The sequence below is a fragment of the Pseudomonas sp. R5-89-07 genome (genome assembly GCF_003851685.1).
Taxonomy (GTDB): domain Bacteria; phylum Pseudomonadota; class Gammaproteobacteria; order Pseudomonadales; family Pseudomonadaceae; genus Aquipseudomonas.
On sequence record NZ_CP027727.1, the window covers coordinates 2,195,452 to 2,214,279 of the forward strand.

Annotated in this window: 16 protein-coding genes; 9 read left to right on the plus strand and 7 right to left on the minus strand. The window is 59.5% G+C overall.

Going from position 1 to position 18,828, the window contains the following annotated elements; all coding sequences use genetic code 11:
* Positions 1-5: 5 nt before the first annotated feature.
* The 4 genes from C4J94_RS10195 to C4J94_RS10210 all read right to left on the minus strand — a co-directional run bounded on the left by C4J94_RS10195 (position 6) and on the right by C4J94_RS10210 (position 4,550).
* The gene (locus tag C4J94_RS10195) at positions 6-1,019 is read right to left on the minus strand and encodes an AraC family transcriptional regulator (RefSeq protein WP_124386024.1); all 1,014 of its coding nucleotides are present in this window, start codon (positions 1,017-1,019) and stop codon (positions 6-8) included.
* Between the two features lie 9 nt (positions 1,020-1,028).
* Positions 1,029-2,465: a coniferyl aldehyde dehydrogenase gene (locus C4J94_RS10200; RefSeq protein ID WP_124386025.1), complete on the minus strand. Its 1,437-nt coding sequence runs from the start codon at positions 2,463-2,465 to the stop codon at positions 1,029-1,031.
* A gap of 51 nt (positions 2,466-2,516) precedes the next feature.
* On the minus strand, positions 2,517-3,737 hold the full coding sequence (locus C4J94_RS10205; protein WP_124386026.1) for an amino acid deaminase/aldolase: 1,221 nt from the start codon (positions 3,735-3,737) through the stop codon (positions 2,517-2,519).
* 138 nt (positions 3,738-3,875) lie between these two features.
* Positions 3,876-4,550: a TetR/AcrR family transcriptional regulator gene (locus tag C4J94_RS10210; protein ID WP_124386027.1), complete on the minus strand. Its 675-nt coding sequence runs from the start codon at positions 4,548-4,550 to the stop codon at positions 3,876-3,878.
* 162 nt (positions 4,551-4,712) lie between these two features.
* Here C4J94_RS10210 and C4J94_RS10215 point away from each other — a divergent pair, with 162 nt between their 5' ends.
* The 7 genes from C4J94_RS10215 to C4J94_RS27680 are packed head-to-tail and all read left to right on the plus strand — an operon-like array spanning position 4,713 to position 12,470.
* Positions 4,713-5,138 (plus strand): DUF2147 domain-containing protein, encoded by a 426-nt coding sequence (locus C4J94_RS10215; RefSeq protein ID WP_124386028.1) that lies wholly within the window; start codon positions 4,713-4,715, stop codon positions 5,136-5,138.
* Positions 5,139-5,165: 27 nt separating this feature from the next.
* Positions 5,166-6,047 carry a TorF family putative porin gene (locus tag C4J94_RS10220; protein ID WP_124386029.1) on the plus strand — a complete coding sequence of 294 codons (882 nt, stop codon included), beginning with the start codon at positions 5,166-5,168 and terminating at the stop codon, positions 6,045-6,047.
* Between the two features lie 10 nt (positions 6,048-6,057).
* Positions 6,058-7,686, plus strand: a complete 1,629-nt coding sequence (locus C4J94_RS10225) for an FGGY-family carbohydrate kinase (protein WP_124386030.1) — start codon at positions 6,058-6,060, stop codon at positions 7,684-7,686.
* Entirely contained in the window at positions 7,683-8,360 is a 678-nt protein-coding gene (locus C4J94_RS10230; protein ID WP_124386031.1) for a class II aldolase/adducin family protein, read from the plus strand. The genes C4J94_RS10225 and C4J94_RS10230 overlap by 4 nt, the downstream gene beginning before the upstream one ends.
* Positions 8,357-9,838 carry an aspartate aminotransferase family protein gene (locus C4J94_RS10235; protein WP_124386032.1) on the plus strand — a complete coding sequence of 494 codons (1,482 nt, stop codon included), beginning with the start codon at positions 8,357-8,359 and terminating at the stop codon, positions 9,836-9,838. Before C4J94_RS10230 ends, C4J94_RS10235 begins: the two co-directional genes overlap by 4 nt.
* Before the next feature lie 10 nt (positions 9,839-9,848).
* Positions 9,849-10,469, plus strand: a complete 621-nt coding sequence (locus C4J94_RS10240; protein ID WP_124386033.1) for a hypothetical protein — start codon at positions 9,849-9,851, stop codon at positions 10,467-10,469.
* 24 nt (positions 10,470-10,493) lie between these two features.
* The gene (locus C4J94_RS27680) at positions 10,494-12,470 is read left to right on the plus strand and encodes an SDR family NAD(P)-dependent oxidoreductase (protein WP_124386034.1); all 1,977 of its coding nucleotides are present in this window, start codon (positions 10,494-10,496) and stop codon (positions 12,468-12,470) included.
* Here the strand turns inward: C4J94_RS27680 and C4J94_RS10250 are convergent.
* The gene (locus C4J94_RS10250; RefSeq protein WP_256657673.1) at positions 12,451-13,524 is read right to left on the minus strand and encodes an AraC family transcriptional regulator; all 1,074 of its coding nucleotides are present in this window, start codon (positions 13,522-13,524) and stop codon (positions 12,451-12,453) included. The genes C4J94_RS27680 and C4J94_RS10250 overlap by 20 nt on opposite strands.
* Before the next feature lie 219 nt (positions 13,525-13,743).
* Between C4J94_RS10250 and C4J94_RS10255 the strand changes: the two genes are divergently transcribed.
* Together C4J94_RS10255 and C4J94_RS10260 are read left to right on the plus strand one after the other, a co-directional pair.
* Positions 13,744-15,168, plus strand: coding sequence for an NAD(P)/FAD-dependent oxidoreductase (locus C4J94_RS10255; RefSeq protein WP_124386036.1), 1,425 nt, complete (start codon positions 13,744-13,746; stop codon positions 15,166-15,168).
* On the plus strand, positions 15,158-16,027 hold the full coding sequence (locus tag C4J94_RS10260; protein ID WP_124386037.1) for an SDR family oxidoreductase: 870 nt from the start codon (positions 15,158-15,160) through the stop codon (positions 16,025-16,027). Before C4J94_RS10255 ends, C4J94_RS10260 begins: the two co-directional genes overlap by 11 nt.
* Positions 16,028-16,075: 48 nt before the next feature.
* On the opposite strand, the gene C4J94_RS10265 is transcribed toward C4J94_RS10260, so the two are convergent.
* A complete protein-coding gene (locus tag C4J94_RS10265; RefSeq protein ID WP_256657720.1) occupies positions 16,076-17,065 on the minus strand; it encodes a GTP-binding protein in 990 nt (329 codons plus the stop codon).
* Positions 17,055-18,656: an amidohydrolase family protein gene (locus C4J94_RS10270; RefSeq protein WP_124386039.1), complete on the minus strand. Its 1,602-nt coding sequence runs from the start codon at positions 18,654-18,656 to the stop codon at positions 17,055-17,057. The genes C4J94_RS10265 and C4J94_RS10270 overlap by 11 nt, the downstream gene beginning before the upstream one ends.
* Between the last annotated feature and the right edge of the window lie 172 nt (positions 18,657-18,828).

The window sequence follows — 18,828 nt, forward strand, 5'->3', positions numbered from 1 at the left end:
AACGGTCAAGCGCGTGTTCGTCGTGGGCCATGTCCTGTCCAGCGCTTGAACGCCTTGCGGAAATTCTGCGCGTCGCTGAAACCCACCTCGTAGGCAACCTCATCCAGGGTCAGTCGTACATTGCCCAGCAGCGACAAGGCTCGGTGTTTGCGAAGGTCATCCAGTATGGCCTGATAGGACATGTCGCTCTGGGCAAGGCGGCGGCGCAGGGTCCGCTCGCTCATGCACAATTGTGAGGCAACCGCTGACAAGTTCAGAGGCGTGCGCAAATCTCGACGCACAATGCGCTCGACGGACTCGATGAACTCAAGTTCACCGCCTCGATCGGCACTCATCTCCAGTAGCTCGACGACTTGTCGATTGCTCAGCGCATCGTGGGTGCCGATGGGGGTGTTCGCCCAGTGGTTGGCGCAGACAAATAGATTGTCCTTGCGATCGAAATGCACTGGGCATCTGAACAGGTGTCCATAGTGATCGGCGTAGGCGGGCCTTGGGTAATTCAGTTCGATCGACGATGGGCTGAACGTCGGGCCCGCCAGCGCGCGGGCGATATTCAGAAGCATCCCGAAGGCTTCTTCAACGAGAAAAGTCAGAATCTCGGGCTCATGAAACGGGCAAGTGCCTTGGAGCGTGATATGCCCGGGGGATTCAAGGTGCTCAAAGCTCAAGAGCGCGCCGGTCTGCTTCTGCAGGTCGATGCCCAGCGCTATCGCACTGCCGAGGGTGGCGCTGGTTAGCATGGCGTAACCTACCAGGCCCATGGAGGTGATGGACTCGGTCGCGCTCATGTCCAGGCCCAGTCCTCGGTCGCGGCCGTTAGTCATCTCCAGGGCGCGTTTGATCATCAGGCACGCTTGACGAATCGAGACGCGACTTTGCGGGTTGGCCAGGTCTGCGACGTTGAACCCCAACCCCATGCACAGCCGGCTGGGGTCGAGGCCCAATTGTGCAATGAGTTCCGCCAGGCTGCGCAGCAGGTTGACCGGTAAATCCGCAGTATGCCGTAGGGGGCCAGGCATGCCGTGCGCCTACTTGCCGAGCATCAGGCGGACCACCAGACGTGTCAGTCGCCCATAGGGTGCCGACACTTTGTCAGACATATTGAAGGGGCTTAGTTTGAAGACACCACGGGCATGAGACAGGCGCACGAACCCTTCATAGCCGTGGTAGGCGCCTGTGCCGCTTTCACCGACGCCGCCGAAGGGAAGATCGTCCTGGGTGGCATGCAGCATCGTACCATTGATGGTCACACCACCTGAACGGGTTTGCCGCACCACATGCTCGACGCTGGTTCGATCATTGGAGAAGCAATACAGCGCCAACGGTTTGGGCCGTGCATTGATAAAGGCGAGCGCCTCATCGAGTGTGTCATAGGCGATTATCGGTAACAGTGGGCCAAAAATTTCCTCACGCATGATATCGGTGTTCAGCGGCACGTCGGTCAACAGGGTAGGGGGGATTTTGCGCTCGGCGCTCTGGTCGAACGCCCTGTCCTGCCAAACCTTGGCCCCGGCCACGATGGCCTGGTCGACCAGATTCAACAGGCGTTCGTAGTGCCGCCGCGAGATAATCGAGGTGTAGTCTTTATTGCCGTCAATGCTGGGATACAACTGCCTGGCCGCCGCCACCCATTCGGTGGCAAAGCGCTCGACCAGAGGGCGTGGCACCAGCACGTAGTCGGGAGCGACGCAGGTTTGACCGGCGTTGAATAGTTTGCCGATGGCGATCATCCGGGCAGCTTTCTTCAGCGGGAAATCCACAGTGAGTACTACCGGCGATTTGCCTCCCAGTTCCAGGGTTACCGGGGTCAGGTTGCGCGCCGCAGCTGCCATTACCAGACGCCCGACCTGTGTAGAGCCGGTAAACAATAAGTGATCAAAGGGTAGTTCGCTGAAGCGGCCGGCGACCTGCGCGTCGCCGATGACCACGCAGACCTGGTCGGCGGGAAAGGTTCGGGCCAGCAAGTCTTGCAGCAACATGGCGGTACGCGGCGTCAGTTCCGATGGCTTGATCATGACTCGATTGCCCGCCGCCAACGCTTCTACCAGCGGTGCAAGGGTCAGTGTCAGCGGGTAATTCCATGGCGCCAGAATGCCGACTACGCCAAGGGGTTGATAGATCACCCTTGCCGTGGCGGGCTTGAAGGCCACGCCCACTTTGCGTTTGCTGGGGCGCATCCAGGCTTTGAGGTGCGAGCGAATATGCTTGATGCCATTGACGATGGGCATCAACTCACTGAGTTGGGTCTCGGCAAACGAACGATTGCCGAAATCCGCACACACCGCTTCCAGTAGTTGGTCGTGGTGATCGCTGACCAGGCGTAATACGGCGTCCAGGGAAGCGATACGCTGCTCGTACGTGGGCGCTCCCTGGGCATGCACGGCGGCTTGTTGGGCCGTGAACAGTTCATTGAGTAACGGCACGGGCTCAAGCGAAGAGGGCAGGTTACTGAGAGGCTGATTCATGAAGGTATCCTTGGGCATAGTGCAGGAAGAGGGGCGGTGAGAACGCGGCCGTCAGGAGAAGTTTTTGCCCTCGCCGCGGTAAGTCGGCACACGGTCCACCACGCGTCCTTTGCTGATTACCAGCAGTTCATCGAAACGCTCACACAGTTCGCCCGCCTTGGCGTGACGAAACAGTACCGGGTCACCGATGTTCAACGCTCGCTCCAGGGTGTGCAGCAGGGGGGTCTGCACTTCGCCGGCGGCTTCGTTGTCGATCAAGCGGCAGCCGCCGGGCAGCCAGGGCTGGGGCAATCGATCCTTGCCCGCCGGCCCGGAGGCGATGTAACCACCGCCTGCACACACCATCACGCCGGGGGCTTGGGCGCGTGTCACCGGCAAGGCAAAGCCGGCGGCGGGCGTCAGTTCAAAGGCGTGGTAGTGGTCGAACAAGGTCGGTGCGTACAGGCCGGAACCGGCCGCCAACTCGGTAACCGAAGGGTCGAGTCGGGTGCTTTCAAAACTGCCCGTGCCGCCGCCGTTCACGAACCGCAGGGTATGGCCGGCCTTACGCAATGACTGTACGACCTGCTCACGGCGTTCATTGACTTCGGCAATGGAGCGGCGCTTGAGAAACCGGATAATCCCATTCTTGAAGGCTTGGCCTGGCACGGCGTCCATCAACCCGGCAATTTGCCCTTCGTAGCCCATCAGGCCTTGTAGCACCACACCCTGACGGGAGGCAATATCGGCGGCCAGCCCAAGCGCGCTGGCCACATCATTGATCGGCGAACGGTGCACGCCAAAGTACAGCCCGGGAAAAACCGATGACATATCCAAATCGATCGCCAACGGCATGACCACGCCTTCTGTCACGGCGATCTCGTTGATCGCCTGCACCTGGGCCGGGTGGTCGACCATCAACGTAATCGAGCGTCCTCGGCGCAATTGGCAGGCGACTTTTACCAGGCTGCGCTCATCGACCGTCGGGTAAGCCACGACGATGTCGTCAAACCCCAAGCCGGCCAGCCAGGCGGCCTCGGCGGCGGAGTAGCACAGCAGGCCCTGAACAAATGGCCCCGCGGCCATGATCGTGCGAATCATCTCCACCGAGCGTATGGATTTGGTCACCAGCCGTACGGGCAAGCCCCCGGCGCGCTTGCCCAAGCGCTGTAGGTTTTCGATCAGTGCGTCCAGGTCGATAAAGGCTGCGGGTAGCTGCACCCCGGCCAGCACCCGATGGTAATAGGCGTAATCGCGAACAAGGGGCGGCGGGGGATTTTCGACACGGCGCATGAAGGACCCAATGAGTTCAGCGGTAAGTGAGGGGACGCGTGGTCTCGCTGCCCAGAGGGTAAAGGGCACATGGCTGGCGTTGAAGGTGCGATCCGGCCGGGCAACAGGTCCGCGCCGGCCATGTTCGCTCCCCTCTCTCTACGCTGTTGGAGGCGGGGCCAACCGATCCAAATGACTGATAATCATCGAGGCGACCATGGCACATACGCTTTTGGGGTCCAGGGACTCATCGAACAACAGTTCAATCGTGGCGTGGATCATCTCCACCGCCACCCTGGCGGCGGTAGCGAGTTGCTGTGGATCTGCCTGCGGGAACACCTGGGCGAGAATTTCTGCCTGTGCGCCGGACACCAGCCGGTGGGAATCGATCCTCACGTGCTCCAGCGCCGGTACCGCGCGCAGCCCCTTGAGAATCCACATGCCGCCCAAGGTCGCGTCGGTGACCCGGTAGGTTTCCAGGATCAGTTCGGCGAGCGCCGACTCCAACGCCTCATGCGGGCCGGACAATAGTTGCGGGGTGATCCAGTGGTCGATCAGGGCGTTCTGTTTTTCCAGCAGGCGTTCGCCTAACACCGTCAGTAGCGCGTACTTGTTCGGAAAGTAGCGGTACAGCGCGGGCGGCGTGAGCCCCGCACATTCGCATACCAGATTGGTCGACAGACGCTCGATTCCTACATCGCACAGGGTTTGTGCGGTTGCGACCAGTATCCGCTCGTAGGTCTCGGTGCTGCGCTGCTGTGCAGGCGGTTTCTTGTGTTCCTGGGTTTTCCCGGCGGTAGCGGCGCGGGCGCTGGCAGTGTTGGGCTTGGCCATAGGTACCTAGCAAGAAAAGGTGGAAGAGTCAGCTTATCAAAATGAAAAAAAATGTTGCTGAGCCTGATAATGGTAGTTATAACTATCGTGTAGCGATGACTATCATAACCGATGCGTCGTTAGTGTGACGGTCTCTTAAAACAAAAAATACAGGTGATGACTATGAACGTGCGGCATTGGCTTTTCCTTTCACTGGCACTGGTGTGCTCTTCCAGCGGTTATGCGGCGGCGGGTCCACAGGAGGCCAAGGGCCTGTGGCTCACATCGGAAAAGGATGCGGTGCTCAAGGTCGACGATTGCGCCGACAAGCCCGGCGCGCTGTGTGGAAAGGTTGTCTGGGTCAAGGACGCGGCCTCCACCACCAGTGATTGCGGCGTACAGATCATGCAACTGGATCGTTTCGACCAGGAAGCGTGGCGCGATGGTTGGGTGTTTGATCCCCGCGATCATAAAAAATACAAAGGCGTCGTTCGGGTCAAAGAGGGCTACCTCAATGTCCGGGCTTTTGTCGGTACCGAAATCCTCGGCAAGACAGAGCAATTCGAGCGTGTTGCCTCACTGCCTCCTACACCGGTTTGCACTTTGTAAATCCGACCTTTCTTGTGGGAGAGCCTCATGCGTGCAACGACACACCATTATCTGATGGCCGCTTTGCTGTGGCCCATCGTCAGCCCATCCTTGGCATTCGCCGACGAGATGGCCAGTTATGCAGTTGATATCACGGCCAAGGCCGTGTCCGATGTCAGGACCCGGGGCGTGTCGGATTCGTTGAACCGGCCGGGTGCCAGAGTCACCATTCAGGTCGCCCACGAATCAGGCTTGGTGGCGCTGGCCGAGTTCACCACCGTCAACAAGAAGCAATTTCTAGAAGGGGATGGTCTTGGCGTCTTGCTCGCGGGCGGTTATCGCTTTGGCGATCCCGAGGCTTGGCACTACGGCGTGGGGCTGGCGGCAGAGATGTTTCCCAGTGCGCAGTTCAAGGCACCGAACAAATTCGACTTCGACACCTTCACCCCCACCGATGAGCGTACGACCAACTACAACAGCCAGTTTGCCGTATTGGAAATCGGCTACGGGGCGCTTGAAGGTCGGATTGCCCGGGTTTTGTCCAAAACCTACCGTGGCGCCAACACCGGCGGCGTGTGCGGGGCCCAGTTGCAGTTTCGCGACGATCCCACCAAGGGTCTGGAATGCTACGCCAAGGGCGATCGCAACTCCCGTGGCAGCATGCTCTATGACCTGGACTACAAATACCCGCTCGGGATGAACACCACGCTCAAGCTGCATGCCGGGTATCAGCAAATCGTTAACTTTTCAGAAGCGAACGCGGCCGACTACGACATTGGCTTGATCCACCATCTATGGGGTTTCGACTGGGGGCTTGATTGGGTGACCGCCAAGACGCGGGCACGCGAGTTGTATATGGCCGTGGACGACGGTCATGTGCGCTCCACAGACGACAACCGTTGGGTTGCATCGATTTCGCGCACTTTCTGAGTAGACCTTTATGACTTCGCTTTTCGTATCCCGGACGCCTCAGGCGGCCACCGGTCTGGAGCAACTCGTCCTCGCGGTGGACCTCGGCACCTCGGGTTGCAAGTGTGCCCTGGTTACATTGGAGGGCGAAATCCGGGCCTGGGCATTCCACAGTGTTGCGCTGCATGTGAACGGCCTGAGTGTCGAGCAGGATCCGCACGATTGGTGGAATGCCTTTATGCGCGGCGCCAGCGAATTGCTCGGCGCCGATCCCGTCCGGCGGCGCCAGGTGATCGCCGTGTGTTGTTCGACGCAGGGCGAAGGCACGGTGTGTGTGGACCGGGACGGCGCGGCCATAGGAGGGGCAATGTTGTGGTTGGACAAGCGCGGAGCCGGCGCGGTTAAAAAACGCATGGGGGGAGGGCGGCTCAGCCTGGCAGGGTACGGGCCGCTCAAGCTATGGCGTTCACTGCGTCTGACCGGAGGTGTAGCTTCGTTGTCCGGCATGGATTCAGCCGGGCACATGGCTTATATCCTTGATCACGAGCCGCAGCGCTATGAGCAGACCCACAAGTTCCTCAACGTGCTCGACTACATGAACCTGCGCCTTTCAGGTCGCTATTGCGCTACCAGCGACTCGATGTTGACGGCCTGGATCACCGATAACCGCGACCCACATCGCATCCGCTACGATGACGGCCTGGTCAAGGCCCTGGGGATCGACGCCGGCAAACTGCCTGAGCTGGTTCGCTCCACCGATGTTATCGGCACGTTGCGCCCGGAGCTCGCCGAGGCGCTTGGATTGGCGCATACCACGCAAGTGGTGGCGGGTGCCGTCGATACCTCGGCAGTGGCCGTCGGTGCCACGGTCAGTGACTTTGCCCCCCACCTCTATCTGGGTACCTCCTCCTGGGTGGGCGCACACGTCCCGTTCAAGCGAACCAGCGTGCGCCACCAAATTGCGGCGGTGCCCAGTGCTGTCAATGGTCGCTACCTGGCGATGGCCACGCAGTCGGCGGCGGGCGCAAACCTTTCCTTCCTGCGCGACAAGGTGTTGTACCACCCGGATGAACTGCTTAGCGATGAGCAGCAGCCGGACGTCTACGCCTTGCTCGACCGCATTGCCGCTCGGGTGCCGCCAGGTTCGCGAGGGTTGATCTACACACCGTGGCTATGCGGTGAACGCTCGCCGGTCAGCGATCCTAGCCTGCGTGCAGGTTTGTTCAATCTCAAGCTGGAGCACTCGCGAGAAGACATCATCCGCGCCTTCATGGAAGGGGTTGCGCTCAACACTCGCTGGATGTTCGAACCGTTCTCGCGCTTTCTCGGCCAGCCCAGCGACGTGATCGTAGCCACCGGCGGCGGTGCTCAGTCGGACGTGTGGTGCCAGATCATGGCTGACGTCTGCGGACGCGTTATTCATCAGCCTCAGAACGCAATCCAGACTAACGCCCGCGGGGCTGCGTTCATTGCGGCAGTGGGTTTGGGCAAGCTGCAGTTTCACGACCTGCCGAGCCTCAAGCGCCCGCATCGCCTGTTTGAACCCTCCCGTGCCAGTCGTGCCTTGTACGACGATCAATTCGCCACATTCCAGGAGGTGCGCAAGCGCCTCGCGCCGCTTTATCGACGCCTGAACCCCACACAGGAGACTGCTTCATGAGTCATGTTCAACAACAAATCGTCGAGCTATCGCAGCATCTGTGTCGGCGCGGTTTTTTTGCGGCGACGGGAGGTAACCTTGCGTTGCGCATCGACGCGCAGCACATCGCTGTCACACCGTCGGCCACCGACTATTTCAGCATGCGCCCGCAGGATGTCTGTGTGCTGCGCCTCAAGGACCTGGCGCAGCTCTCGGGTGAACGTGAGCCTTCGGTCGAGAGCGAGCTGCACGCGACAGTCCTGCGTGCACGTCCGGACGTGCAGTGCAGCATCCATACGCATCAACCCGTCGCCAGTGCCTGCACCTTGCTCGGTGAGTCGCTGGATGTACCGGACCCGCAGCTGTGGGGTTCGTTGGGCAAACATATTCCATTGGTAGGGTACGCGCCGTCCGGCTCCAATTGGCTGGCCGGCAAGTTCGGACGGGCCATTCGCTGGGATTACAACGCATACCTGATGCGCAATCACGGCGTGCTCTGCTGCGGCCCGGATATCGAGACGACCCTCGCGCGCATTGAGGACCTAGAAACATTTTGCCGTGACTATCTGCTGCGCCAAATCACCCAGCAGTCTCGCAACCAGTCGCAGTCACCTGCCGCCTTGGCACGCCTGGTCGATGCCCTCGTGCGCTCCAGTGCCGGCGATACTCACTCTTCCACCGAGACCCCATCATGAACAAGCCTCTTGATCCCGTCACATTAACTGCCCCGGCCGATTCAGCGGTTTCGCACTGGCCTGACGTTGACTCCCTGTATCGACGTTTCGATGCGCTGGTCAAGCAGCCGATTCGCCCCTTGAAGCGCGAGGCGCTGAGCAAGGTCATGGGCTACTTCGACGAGCGTTGTCAGGGTTCGAGACGGCTCGCTGAGGAGGCCAAGAAATTCATACCGGGGGGCGTTCAGCATAACCTTGCGTTCAACCATCCATTTCCACTCGCCGTCGCCCAGGCCAAGGGAGCGTACCTCACCGATGTGGACGGCAATCGCTATATCGATTTCCTGCAAGCCGGGGGGCCGACCTTGCTGGGTTCCAACCATCCGGCCATTCGTGAGCAGGTCAATCGGATTCTCGACGACTGCGGCCCAGTTACCGGCCTGCTGCATGAATATGAGGTGAAGCTGGCGCAGTTGGTCTGCGAAGTGATGCCTGGCGTGGATATGGTACGCCTGCTGGGTTCCGGCACCGAGGCCGTCATGGCAGCAGTGCGCCTGGCGCGTGCCTATACCCGCAAGAAATGGGTGATCAAGATCGGCGGTGCCTATCATGGCTGGAGTGACCAGTTGGTGTATGGCATGCGCTTGCCGGGCACCGGGCGTATGGAGGCTGTCGGCATTCCACGCGGCGCCACGGCCCACACTCAGGAGAGCCCGCCGAATAATCTGGATGCGTTGCGCCGACGCTTGCAGATCAACCGTCTGCGCGGCGGCACGGCGGCGATCATGGTGGAACCCTTTGGCCCCGAAAGCGGCACGCGCCCGGTGCATCCGGACTTCAATCGTCAACTGCGCAAGCTCTGCGACGAGTTCGACACGCTGCTGATTTTCGACGAGGTGGTCACCGGTTTCCGTGCCGGCCTGGGTGGCGCGCAAGGCTATTTCAACGTGATGCCCGATATTACCGTGCTGGGTAAATGCTTGACCGGTGGCTACCCCATGGCCGGTGCGATCGGTGGGCGCAGAGATGTCATGCAACTGCTGGCCGGCGGCATCGGTACCTCGGCACGCCGGGCGTTTGTCGGCGGTACGCTGTCGGCCAACCCGTTGTCCTGCGTAGCGGGCTACTACGCCTTGATCGAGGCGCGCAAACTGAATGCACCGGCCCTGGCGGGACGCGCCGGCGACCGTATGCGCAAGGGGCTCGATGAAATCATCAACCGCCGTGGCTTGCCCTACGTGGCCTACAACATGGGCTCGATCGTGCATCTGCAAACGTCGGGCGTGCTGTTGCTGGACACCAGTAATCCGCTCAAGCTGCTGCGAGCACGCAATGAAGCCAAGTCGCGCAAACACATGATGGAAGAAATGGGCGCTGCGTATACGGCGCACGGGTTGATCACGCTGGCGGGCAGTCGGATCTATACCAGCCTGGCTGATACAGACGAAGTCATCGACGATGCGCTCGAGCGATTCGACGCCGTTTTCCAACTGGTGTGAGGTGAGTGCGATGCACGATGTACTGCGGCAACAATGGCTGGAGCTTCGGCAACGACTGGTCGGCCTGGTGGGCGCGGGTAGCAGCGTTTCCTTGCGCATACCGGGCAAGGAGTGCATGTGGTGGGGACGGCTGGATGACGTGGCCCCCACCTGTATCGACTGGCCGGTGCATGTCATGGGCGACAGCCAGACCCATCATGCGATCTATCGCACGCGGGCCGATGTGGGGGCCGTACTGGTGGGCGGGGGCGATTTCGCCTGGAGCCTGGTGGACTTTGGCGGGGTGATGCCGATTTTATTTGATGAGCAAGCTCGGCATATTGGCCACATGGGCGTACCGGCTGCTTCTGTCCAGGACATTGCCGCTGCCTTGCAACGCGGTGGTAATGCGGCGTTGATCAAGGGCGTGCCTGTCACCCTGGGTACCACCGGTACCCGGATGGCGCTTAACGCGCAGCTGTTTGAAAAGTGCGCCAAGGCCTTCACTCTCGCCAAAGCGTCTGGCGCCAAGATGACGCTGTTGCCCTGGTGGGTGGTACTGGTTGCCAATGGCCGGCTGATGAAAGATGAAAAACGCGCGACTCAATGCTTTGCCCGAGGCGAGATTCCGCCGGAAAACCGTGGTTACTGAAAACCCTTCAAGAGGTGTAACGCCATGCACAAGTCGTCCGCTGTTTCCCGTAAACACCTGAGCGCGGCCTTGGCGCTGGGCTCCATCGCTGTGCTCATGGTAGGGCTGCAACCCTTGCTGCTGGGAGAGTTGCTGGCGCAAAACCGGCTTTCGCTTGAGGGCGTCGGTTTGGTCGCCATGGGCGAAATTCTCTCACTGGGGTTGGGCGTTGTCCTGGGCGATTTGCTGCGCTCGGTGTTCAGCCTGCGCCTGATTACGGTCGTGGCCATTCTGGCGGCATCGGGTTTGGACATGGTCACGGCCAACACTACCGGGGATGGCGCACTGGCACTGACGCGGGCCCTGGCCGGCTTGGCCGAGGGCTTGCTGTTATGGGGGACCGTGAGCCTGATCGTTCAAGGCCCTGCACCCGATCGCGTGGCGGGTGCGTTTATGGTGGTGCAAACCATCGGCCAGGCGTTGGTGGCGGCGGTACTTGCGTATTGGGTACTGCCTATTCAGAGCACATCGTCTTATGGCTTCGTATTTCTAGGCGCACTGACGGCAGCTTCTTTGTTGTTAGTCCGGTGGCAGCCCATTCGGCTGGCAAACCAGCAAGCACAGCGAACGGATGATGCAAGGTTCGGCTGGGGCCTTAACCACTTGTTATTGCTGGGGCTGGTCTTTATGCAGCTCAGCGCCATTGGTGGGCTTTGGGCTTACCTTGAGCCATTGAGCAAATACGTGGGACTTGACGCACAAAAAGCACAATTGCTCATCTCCGGTACGTTGCTGATGCAAGTGTTGGGCGGGTGCCTGGGGATCGCTCTGGTACGCCGGGTCTCGGACTTTTCGTTGCTGGCGGTCGCCGCGTTGTTGTTGGGCGGCATCGCGTTGGGGATGTATTTTTCGGCCGATATGGGGGTCAGGGTGTTCCTGGTGTTGTGCGGTGCGTTTGGTTTGGTGTGGCTGATGCTGACGCCTTTCCAGGTGCGTATCGCATTGCAGCTTGATCGCTCGGGTCGCATAGCCGGACTGGTGCCGGGCATGCAACTTTTGGGGTGCGCCTTCGGGCCCTTGATGGCGTCCCAATGGGTGGCGGGGGACAACGCCGAGTACGTGTTGCTGGTCAGCGCCGTGTTCTCACTGATCGCACTGACCCTGGTTGGTTTGCTGCGCCAGTGCCCTGCGGGTGAGCGCGTCAGTTTTGCGCGCAAAGTGGTGTTAGTGGTGGGCGCGTCCTCCGGCATGGGGCGCATGCTGGCAGTGCGTCTGGCGCAGGAAGGCGCCTGGGTTGTGGCCACGGCCCGGCGCAAACAGCTGCTCAATGACCTGCAACTGGAAATCACGCTCCAGGGGGGCAAATGCCTGGTTTCGGCGGTAGATGCCCTGGATGAACACGCAGCGGCCGGCCTCGTGGATGAAATCATCGAGTTGTACGGACGTCTCGACGTGGTCGTGCTCAACGCCGGCGGAGCCCCTGCGCTGGACATGCGTGAGATGAAAGCCGCTGATGTCACCGGGTATATGCGCTCGAACTACGATGTGGTGGTCAACTATCTGTTCCCGGCCCTGGAGCAGATGAGCCGCCAGGGACAGGGACTGGTTGTGTGCACCAACTCCCTGGCGGGGTTCCTGGGCGTGACGCTTCAAGGCCCTTACAGCGCCGCGAAAGGTGCGCTGCGCTTGCTTATCGACACCTGCCGGATTGAGTTCGGCGGCCGCGGGATCCGGTTTCTTTCCCTTTACCCAGGCTTTGTCGCGACCGCTCAGACAGCAAATGACGGCATGCCCGCGCCGCTGGAAATATCAGAGGCGGCGGCCGTCGAGCATATGCTGTTTGCCATGCGCAGCCAGCGCTGGGATTACATGTTCCCGTGGCCTATGCGCTGGTTGATCCGGTTGGCGAGGATATTGCCCAAAGCGGTCACGCTCTGGGTGTTGCGTCGGGAGTTGCCGGTGCTGGCGAGTGACGGCCGTACGTCTGGCGCGGCGGTCGCTTTCAAGAACACCTCGGCATAATTGCCTGGCCGGACGGTCGTTGTGTGGTCGGCAATGCCCCGGTCCAGCGCTTGAAGGCGCGCCGCAAGCCCCGCGCATCGCTGAAACCGATGGTGTGGGCAATGTCGGCTATCGACATAGTGGTGTTTTGCAGTAAGTCACAAGCGCGCTCGTGCCTGATTCGATCCAGCAGCCCGCTGTATGTCACACCCCGATCCGTCAGGCGGCGACGCAAGGTACGCTCACTCATGTTGAGCTCCTTTGAAAAGGCCTGGAGGGCTTCAGGGTCGTCGAGGTTGAGGCGGATATGACTGGACAGGGTTTCAATCAGGTCATGGCGAGAGCCGCGTCGGTTTATCAATTGATCCAACTTGGCCCGCAAAGGGCCACACGCCATGTCGTCATAGTCCGGTAGGCGCGCATTCAACCAATGGGCTTCGCAGACCAAGCGATTTTTCCCGGCCGTGAATGTTATCGGGCAACGAAATTCCCGCCGATAGGCCTGCGCATATTCCGGACGGGCGTACGATAACTCGACCCTGAGCGGGTTGAAGGCCGGCCCTATCAGCCGCCTTACCACGGACACGGCGCTCGAAAAGGCTTCTTCGATCAAGAAGGGCTCAATTTCAAGATCGAACACTTTGGGTTTGACCTCAATGATGAACTCGTTGGGATGAACACTGGCGCGGTGCTCCAGTAACGCACCGGTATCCCCTTGATGCTCAAGGCCATAGGTGATGGCCTCGCCCAGGGTTTTACAGGTCAGCATGGCCAGGCCCGCCAGCCCCCAGGACACTGGGGTCTGACGTGTGCCGGCAGAGAGCCCCAACGCGGGGTCCTTGATTGCACGCTGTGTTCGAATAATCAGCCTTCGGGTCTGCCGATAGGACAAGCGCATGTCCAGATCAAGCAGTTCGTTATAGCCGAAGCCGAGACCGCGACAAATGCGTTCCGTCGACAACCCGCTCTCCATCAACAGGCTGAACAAGGCCCGCGCAACGTTGGGAACCACCACGGCTTCATCTTGCTGGGGATGCTGCGTCCAATGCTGGGCAGCGGCTGCGGGCTCTAACATGGATAGAACACTCTGCATCGGAAGGGGTAGAGGTTACCCCTTCCGTCGGTAATTTAGCACCTCACTCTCTCCTTTCGTTGGCGTGTCGGATTAGTTTTCTGAGCGCGAAGCGTATCTGTCCGCAATGGTCCCCTGAATGGCCGCAAAAGGCTCATCGAAAGCACCGGCTTCCCTTTAGATTTCGGTTCAACACTGAACGGAATATCCAGGGAAAGCGCGATGAAATCAGAACAAGACGCAGCGATTATCAACCGAGGAAATACCGCCTGCATTATTGGCGCCGGGCCGGGTGGATTGAGTGCCGCACGTGCCCTCAAAGCAAAGAAAATCGCCTATGACCAATTCGAGCGACATTCGGATGTAGGGGGGATTTGGGACATCACCAATGCCGGCACGCCGATGTACGATTCGGCGCATTTCATCTCGTCCAGGGACCTATCGGGCTTCGTCGGGTTTCCCATGCCCAGGGACTTTCCGGAGTACCCCTCCCACCGTCAAATCGCTCACTATCTGAGGAGCTTCGCTGCCGCATTCGGGTTACGTGAGTCCATACAGTTCAGTACCACGGTGACCCTGATTGAAAAGGATCCTGACGGGCACTGGTCCGTCAGCCTCAGTGACGGTTCTACGCGGCGATATCGCTGGATCGTGTTGGCCACCGGGACAAACTGGAAGCCTAACCTGCCTTCGTTCCGTGGTGAGTTCAATGGGGAAATACGCCATTCCAACTCGTTTCAATCCGGGTCGGAATTCCACGGTAAAAACGTGTTGGTGGTGGGCGCGGGCAATTCTGGCGCGGACATTTCCTGCGAAGCCGCCATTCACGCAAAACAAGCCTTCATCAGCATGAGGCGTGGCTACTATTTCATTCCCAAGCATGTGTTTGGCGTACCTGCCGACGTGTTCGGTGAAAATGGGCCGCACCTGCCATTGTGGTTGGCCAGGCCTGTCTTCAAGTTTCTATTGAAGCTGCTTGTGGGAGACCTGACTCGCTGGGGCTTACCGAAGCCTGATCATCGCTTGTTCGAGACTCACCCGATTGTGAACTCACAACTGCTGCATCATCATCAGCACGGCAATATTGCGGTAAGGAAAAATATTGATCGTTTGGAGGGGGATTTCGTCATTTTTGAAGAGGGTGCACGGGAAAAAATCGATTTGGTCCTCTGTGCGACAGGCTTCAAATGGGGAGCGGAATGCGCGGCGCAGTTTTTTGAATGGAAGAACGGCAGGCCTTTACTTTATCTGTCGATGTTCAGCCGCACTCACCGCAACCTCTGCGCCATCGGCTACCTCGATCAGAATTCCAGCGCGTTCAAGTTGTTCGATACCCAGGCGCTCACCCTGGCTGCGTATTTTCGTGCGCAACTGGATGGGCTGGACACGGCACGCCAATTCGATCAGTTGATTCAGCGCGACGATCCGGACCTCAGTGGAGGTATTCAGTTCGTTCAATCGGATCGGCATGCGGTTTATCTGGATGCTCGGACCTTCACCGCCTACCTGGAGGCGCTGCGCACCCGCATGCATTGGCCGCGATTGACTGAAGACGTATATGCGGCAATCAAACTCGATCAGCCTTTTCCAAAGAGCGCTGCGCCTGTTACTCATGACGTGCTGGGGGAGAGTCTGCATGGCAAGTAATACGTCGTTTACGGGCTGGTTAGCGCTGATTACGGGGGGCGCGGGTGGGCTGGGGCGTGCTATCGCAGCAGCACTGATCGCCCGAGGCGTCAAATGCCTGCTGGTCGATATTGATGCTGTGCGCCTGGGCCAGGCGGCTAGCGCTCTCGGGCCGCTGGCATTGACCTATCAGGCAGACCTTACCGATCGTGATGCGCTTGGGGGGCTGGTGAGTTATGTGAAAACTGAGATGGGCCGCCTTGATCTGTTGGTCAATAATGCCGGGATACTAAGCAACATTCCTTTCGAGGCCAGGTCCGCCGTCTCAATTGCGCGTGAAGTCCAGCTCAATATGGTGGTCCCCTTGGAGCTGTGTCAGGCGTTTCTACCCTTGTTGCAGCAGGCCAGGGACGGACGGGTTATTTCAATTGTTTCCTTGGGGGGATTATTTCCCATGCCGGAAACATGCATTTATTCGGCAACCAAGTTTGGCCTGCGTGGCGCCATGCTGTGCTTGGGGTTGGATAGCAAACGCTTGGGCGTGAAATTCACCATCGTGAACCCTTCGGCGACGGAAACGCCGATGCTGATGCGTGAGGCCATTGAAGACGGCAACAAGATGCAGTTTATGGACCCGCCTCAAATGCCCGAAGACGTGGCTAAAACGGTCATCAGGGCGCTGGAAAAACCTCGGCTTGAACTGTTCGTGCGTCCCAGTGAATCCTGGACTGCGCGTTTAGTCATGCTCGTGCCGGGCGTTTTACCGTACGTATTGCCCTTGTTTCGGCGCAAGAGTGAAAAGGGGCACCGCAACTATCTGGTGTCGCTCGAACAGCGGGGTTTGATAACCCGGGAAGGTGAAGGCTGGCGCCTGAAATGACCGCAGGAACATAACTAGAGTAGGCAAGGGTGAGCCATTGGCTGTTCATCAGGCCCACTCTATGGCGAGATGAGTGCTCACCGCGCGAAGCAACGCAGCCTCGCAATCGCAAACTATGAACACGACGGATGTGCGGTCCGTCGCTGGCGCTGACAGGCGTCGCGCTGCCGAGAAGGTAGTGCCGACGCTTTGCAGTAAAACCAGGAGACCCTGTGGGTCATTCACCAGGGCCTTTATCCTCAAAAGCCGCTCGCCCAGCACGCTGGCAATGTTTTCCAGCCAGTCCTGAACATCTTCCCATTCCGGCTTGTCCAGTAGCGCGTGAACCACCTGGATGCGCGGATGCTGAACCTTTTGCGCGTGTATTTGCCTGGGGATGAAGGATGGAATATACCGCTCGGTTGGCCCACGAATACTGGCCCATTTCATCCTTTCAAGTGGTTCGATTTCGTCGATGACGGCGGCGAACGGATTCAGCCGCTTGACGGACTCAACGCGATGGGCTCGCACCGTATTTGAAACCAGATCGCCCTTGGTCAGTACGATCACCTGTGCGGCTGCCAACTGGGCCAACTCTGCTTGCGCGTCGATGCTGGAGCCTATGTCCCGGCTGCAATCGAGGGTTGAAACAATACTGACGCGCATGCGCAGTTCTGCAAGCCCAGCCAATGAGCGCATGACGGGCCCCGGCTTTGAAAGCCCGCTGCACTCCAGGATGATACGTGCCAAGGGGGGCAAGCCGGATCTGGCCTGGCTGGCGATCAGCTCTTCTACCGTAAACACCAGGTCATTGGTCAGCGAGCAACACACACAGCCGTTGCTCAGCGTTGCCACCGCCAGGCCTTGGGCGGAGTCGGACACAATGGCACCGTCAATGTTGATCGCGCCCGCCTCATTGATGATCACCGCCGTCGAGGCCGCCATGTGCTGGGCATTGATGAACCCTTCAAGCAGGGTTGTCTTGCCGCTGCCCAGCGGGCCGGCAAGGATGATGAACTGCGTGAGTTCCCAGGGTGTGCTGTGCTCGTCAGAGGTCATCACGGTGTTCTCTCTTCCAGGTGCGAGCTACCATCTCACGCACATCGGCCAACAGATCGGTTACCTCAAACAGGACCCCGGCTTTTACCGTGGTTTCAAGTGCCCGATTCTGTTCCAGTGAGCGCGTGCTGTCATTCAGCCGCAACGCGCCGGTGCCATAAAGCAGTTTGAAATCAGTCATCGGATTTTGATTCAGGATCAAGAGGTCCGCTCTCTTGCCAGGCTCCAACGTGCCGGTCTCAGCGTCGATTCCCAGCAGTTCAGCGCCGTGCAGAGTCGCTGCGCGCAAGACTTCCTGTGGGGTAAAGCCGGCCTCCTGGAACAGCTCCAGCTCTCGGATGAATCCAAACCCGTATATCTGGAACATAAACCCGGAGTCACTGCCCGGGCAGACACGGCCACCTTTGTTTTTGAACTCGTTCAGAAACTGCATCCAGATGTTGAAGCTTTGCTTCCACTCAAGCTCGTTCCTGACTGACCAACGATAGAAATAGGCGCCGTGCCCGCCGCGTTGCGGCTGGAAATAGTTCCAGGTGGTGCTGTCGGTGTACTGGTCATGCCACTCCGCCCGCCGCGCGCGCATCAGGTCACGGTTGGCGTCGTAGACATTCAGGGTCGGAACGAACGTATGGCCGGCCTCAAGAAACTCATCCAGCACCTGGTTCCATTTCGGGCTACCCGGCTTGGCCGCCTGCAGAAAGGTCTGCCCGGCGGTGGCGAAGCGCAAGTATTCGTCGTTGTAGTTGTAGTCGTCGTCGATCAGGGCAAGTGTGCGGCCCTCCAATAGCGCTTCCGGCAACCCATAGGAGTGCTCGGTACTGGTCAGGCCCCACTTGGCGGTGCGCAACGCGTTCATGCGGCCGACCGAGAGCTGGGCGTGGTGGCAGCAGGTGCGCAGGCCCAGTTTCTGCGCTTCGTCGAGGGCCGCTTCCATGACGGCGGGCGACGCACCGAAGAATTTCACGCCGTCAGCCCCTTTGTCCTTCACCCGGCGTAGCCATTCTCGGCCTTGCTCGGGTGTATGGATGACTTTGAGGTAGTCATTTACCGCAGGGAAATAGACATAGGGATACAGATGCGGTGCTGCAATATGGTTTTGCGAAGAGGCCTGCTTTTGCTCACAGGTCCATGCCAGCCCGTTCATGCACCCCGCTTCGCGCACCGACGTGACGCCATGGGCCAGCCACAGCTTGTAGGCGTAATCCGCAGGCAGCATTTGGCCATTTTCGCCATGGAAAGGTGTCCCGACATGCGCATGGCAGTCGACAAAGCCCGGGGTGACGAACTTGCCGGTGCAATCGATCTCATGGTCTCCACGGGCGGGTCGCCTCAGGGGGTTGATGGGCAGTCCGGGTACGCCGACGGCTGCTATTTCAACAATGCGCTCACCTTCAATCACTATGTCGGCAGGCCCCCAGGGCGGGGCGCCTGTACCGTCGATCACGGTGGCACCACGCAACACCAGGCGCTGGAAGGGGCCATGCCCCCGATCATTGGTCGTGGCAGGTACGACTTGGCCAAGCCCTTTTTTTGCAAAGCCGGCGACCATCTCTTCGCCGACTTCGATGGCGGGGGGTACGCGATCTTTCACTGAATCCTCCCGGCGCCTCGCCCTTAGCCCACGCTGCGCATGGGGAGGGGCACGCGCTCAGATAGTTATTGAGGCACGTCATCAAACGTGTTGTCAGCATAGATTCGCGCCGTTGGCGGGTTCTCCTATTTCAGATGCTATTGCAGCAGTTTTTTTTCCTACTTGGTTCAGG

Excerpts from the sequence above, each read along its gene's own strand:
- C4J94_RS10195 (WP_124386024.1), bottom strand. The coding sequence starts at position 1,019 with ATGCCTGGCCCCCTACGGCATACTGCGGATTTACCGGTCAACCTGCTG.
- C4J94_RS10200 (WP_124386025.1), bottom strand. The coding sequence starts at position 2,465 with ATGAATCAGCCTCTCAGTAACCTGCCCTCTTCGCTTGAGCCCGTGCCG.
- C4J94_RS10205 (WP_124386026.1), bottom strand. The coding sequence starts at position 3,737 with ATGCGCCGTGTCGAAAATCCCCCGCCGCCCCTTGTTCGCGATTACGCC.
- C4J94_RS10210 (WP_124386027.1), bottom strand. The coding sequence starts at position 4,550 with ATGGCCAAGCCCAACACTGCCAGCGCCCGCGCCGCTACCGCCGGGAAA.
- C4J94_RS10215 (WP_124386028.1), top strand. The coding sequence starts at position 4,713 with ATGAACGTGCGGCATTGGCTTTTCCTTTCACTGGCACTGGTGTGCTCT.
- C4J94_RS10220 (WP_124386029.1), top strand. The coding sequence starts at position 5,166 with ATGCGTGCAACGACACACCATTATCTGATGGCCGCTTTGCTGTGGCCC.
- C4J94_RS10225 (WP_124386030.1), top strand. The coding sequence starts at position 6,058 with ATGACTTCGCTTTTCGTATCCCGGACGCCTCAGGCGGCCACCGGTCTG.
- C4J94_RS10230 (WP_124386031.1), top strand. The coding sequence starts at position 7,683 with ATGAGTCATGTTCAACAACAAATCGTCGAGCTATCGCAGCATCTGTGT.
- C4J94_RS10235 (WP_124386032.1), top strand. The coding sequence starts at position 8,357 with ATGAACAAGCCTCTTGATCCCGTCACATTAACTGCCCCGGCCGATTCA.
- C4J94_RS10240 (WP_124386033.1), top strand. The coding sequence starts at position 9,849 with ATGCACGATGTACTGCGGCAACAATGGCTGGAGCTTCGGCAACGACTG.
- C4J94_RS27680 (WP_124386034.1), top strand. The coding sequence starts at position 10,494 with ATGCACAAGTCGTCCGCTGTTTCCCGTAAACACCTGAGCGCGGCCTTG.
- C4J94_RS10250 (WP_256657673.1), bottom strand. The coding sequence starts at position 13,524 with ATGTTAGAGCCCGCAGCCGCTGCCCAGCATTGGACGCAGCATCCCCAG.
- C4J94_RS10255 (WP_124386036.1), top strand. The coding sequence starts at position 13,744 with ATGAAATCAGAACAAGACGCAGCGATTATCAACCGAGGAAATACCGCC.
- C4J94_RS10260 (WP_124386037.1), top strand. The coding sequence starts at position 15,158 with ATGGCAAGTAATACGTCGTTTACGGGCTGGTTAGCGCTGATTACGGGG.
- C4J94_RS10265 (WP_256657720.1), bottom strand. The coding sequence starts at position 17,065 with ATGACCTCTGACGAGCACAGCACACCCTGGGAACTCACGCAGTTCATC.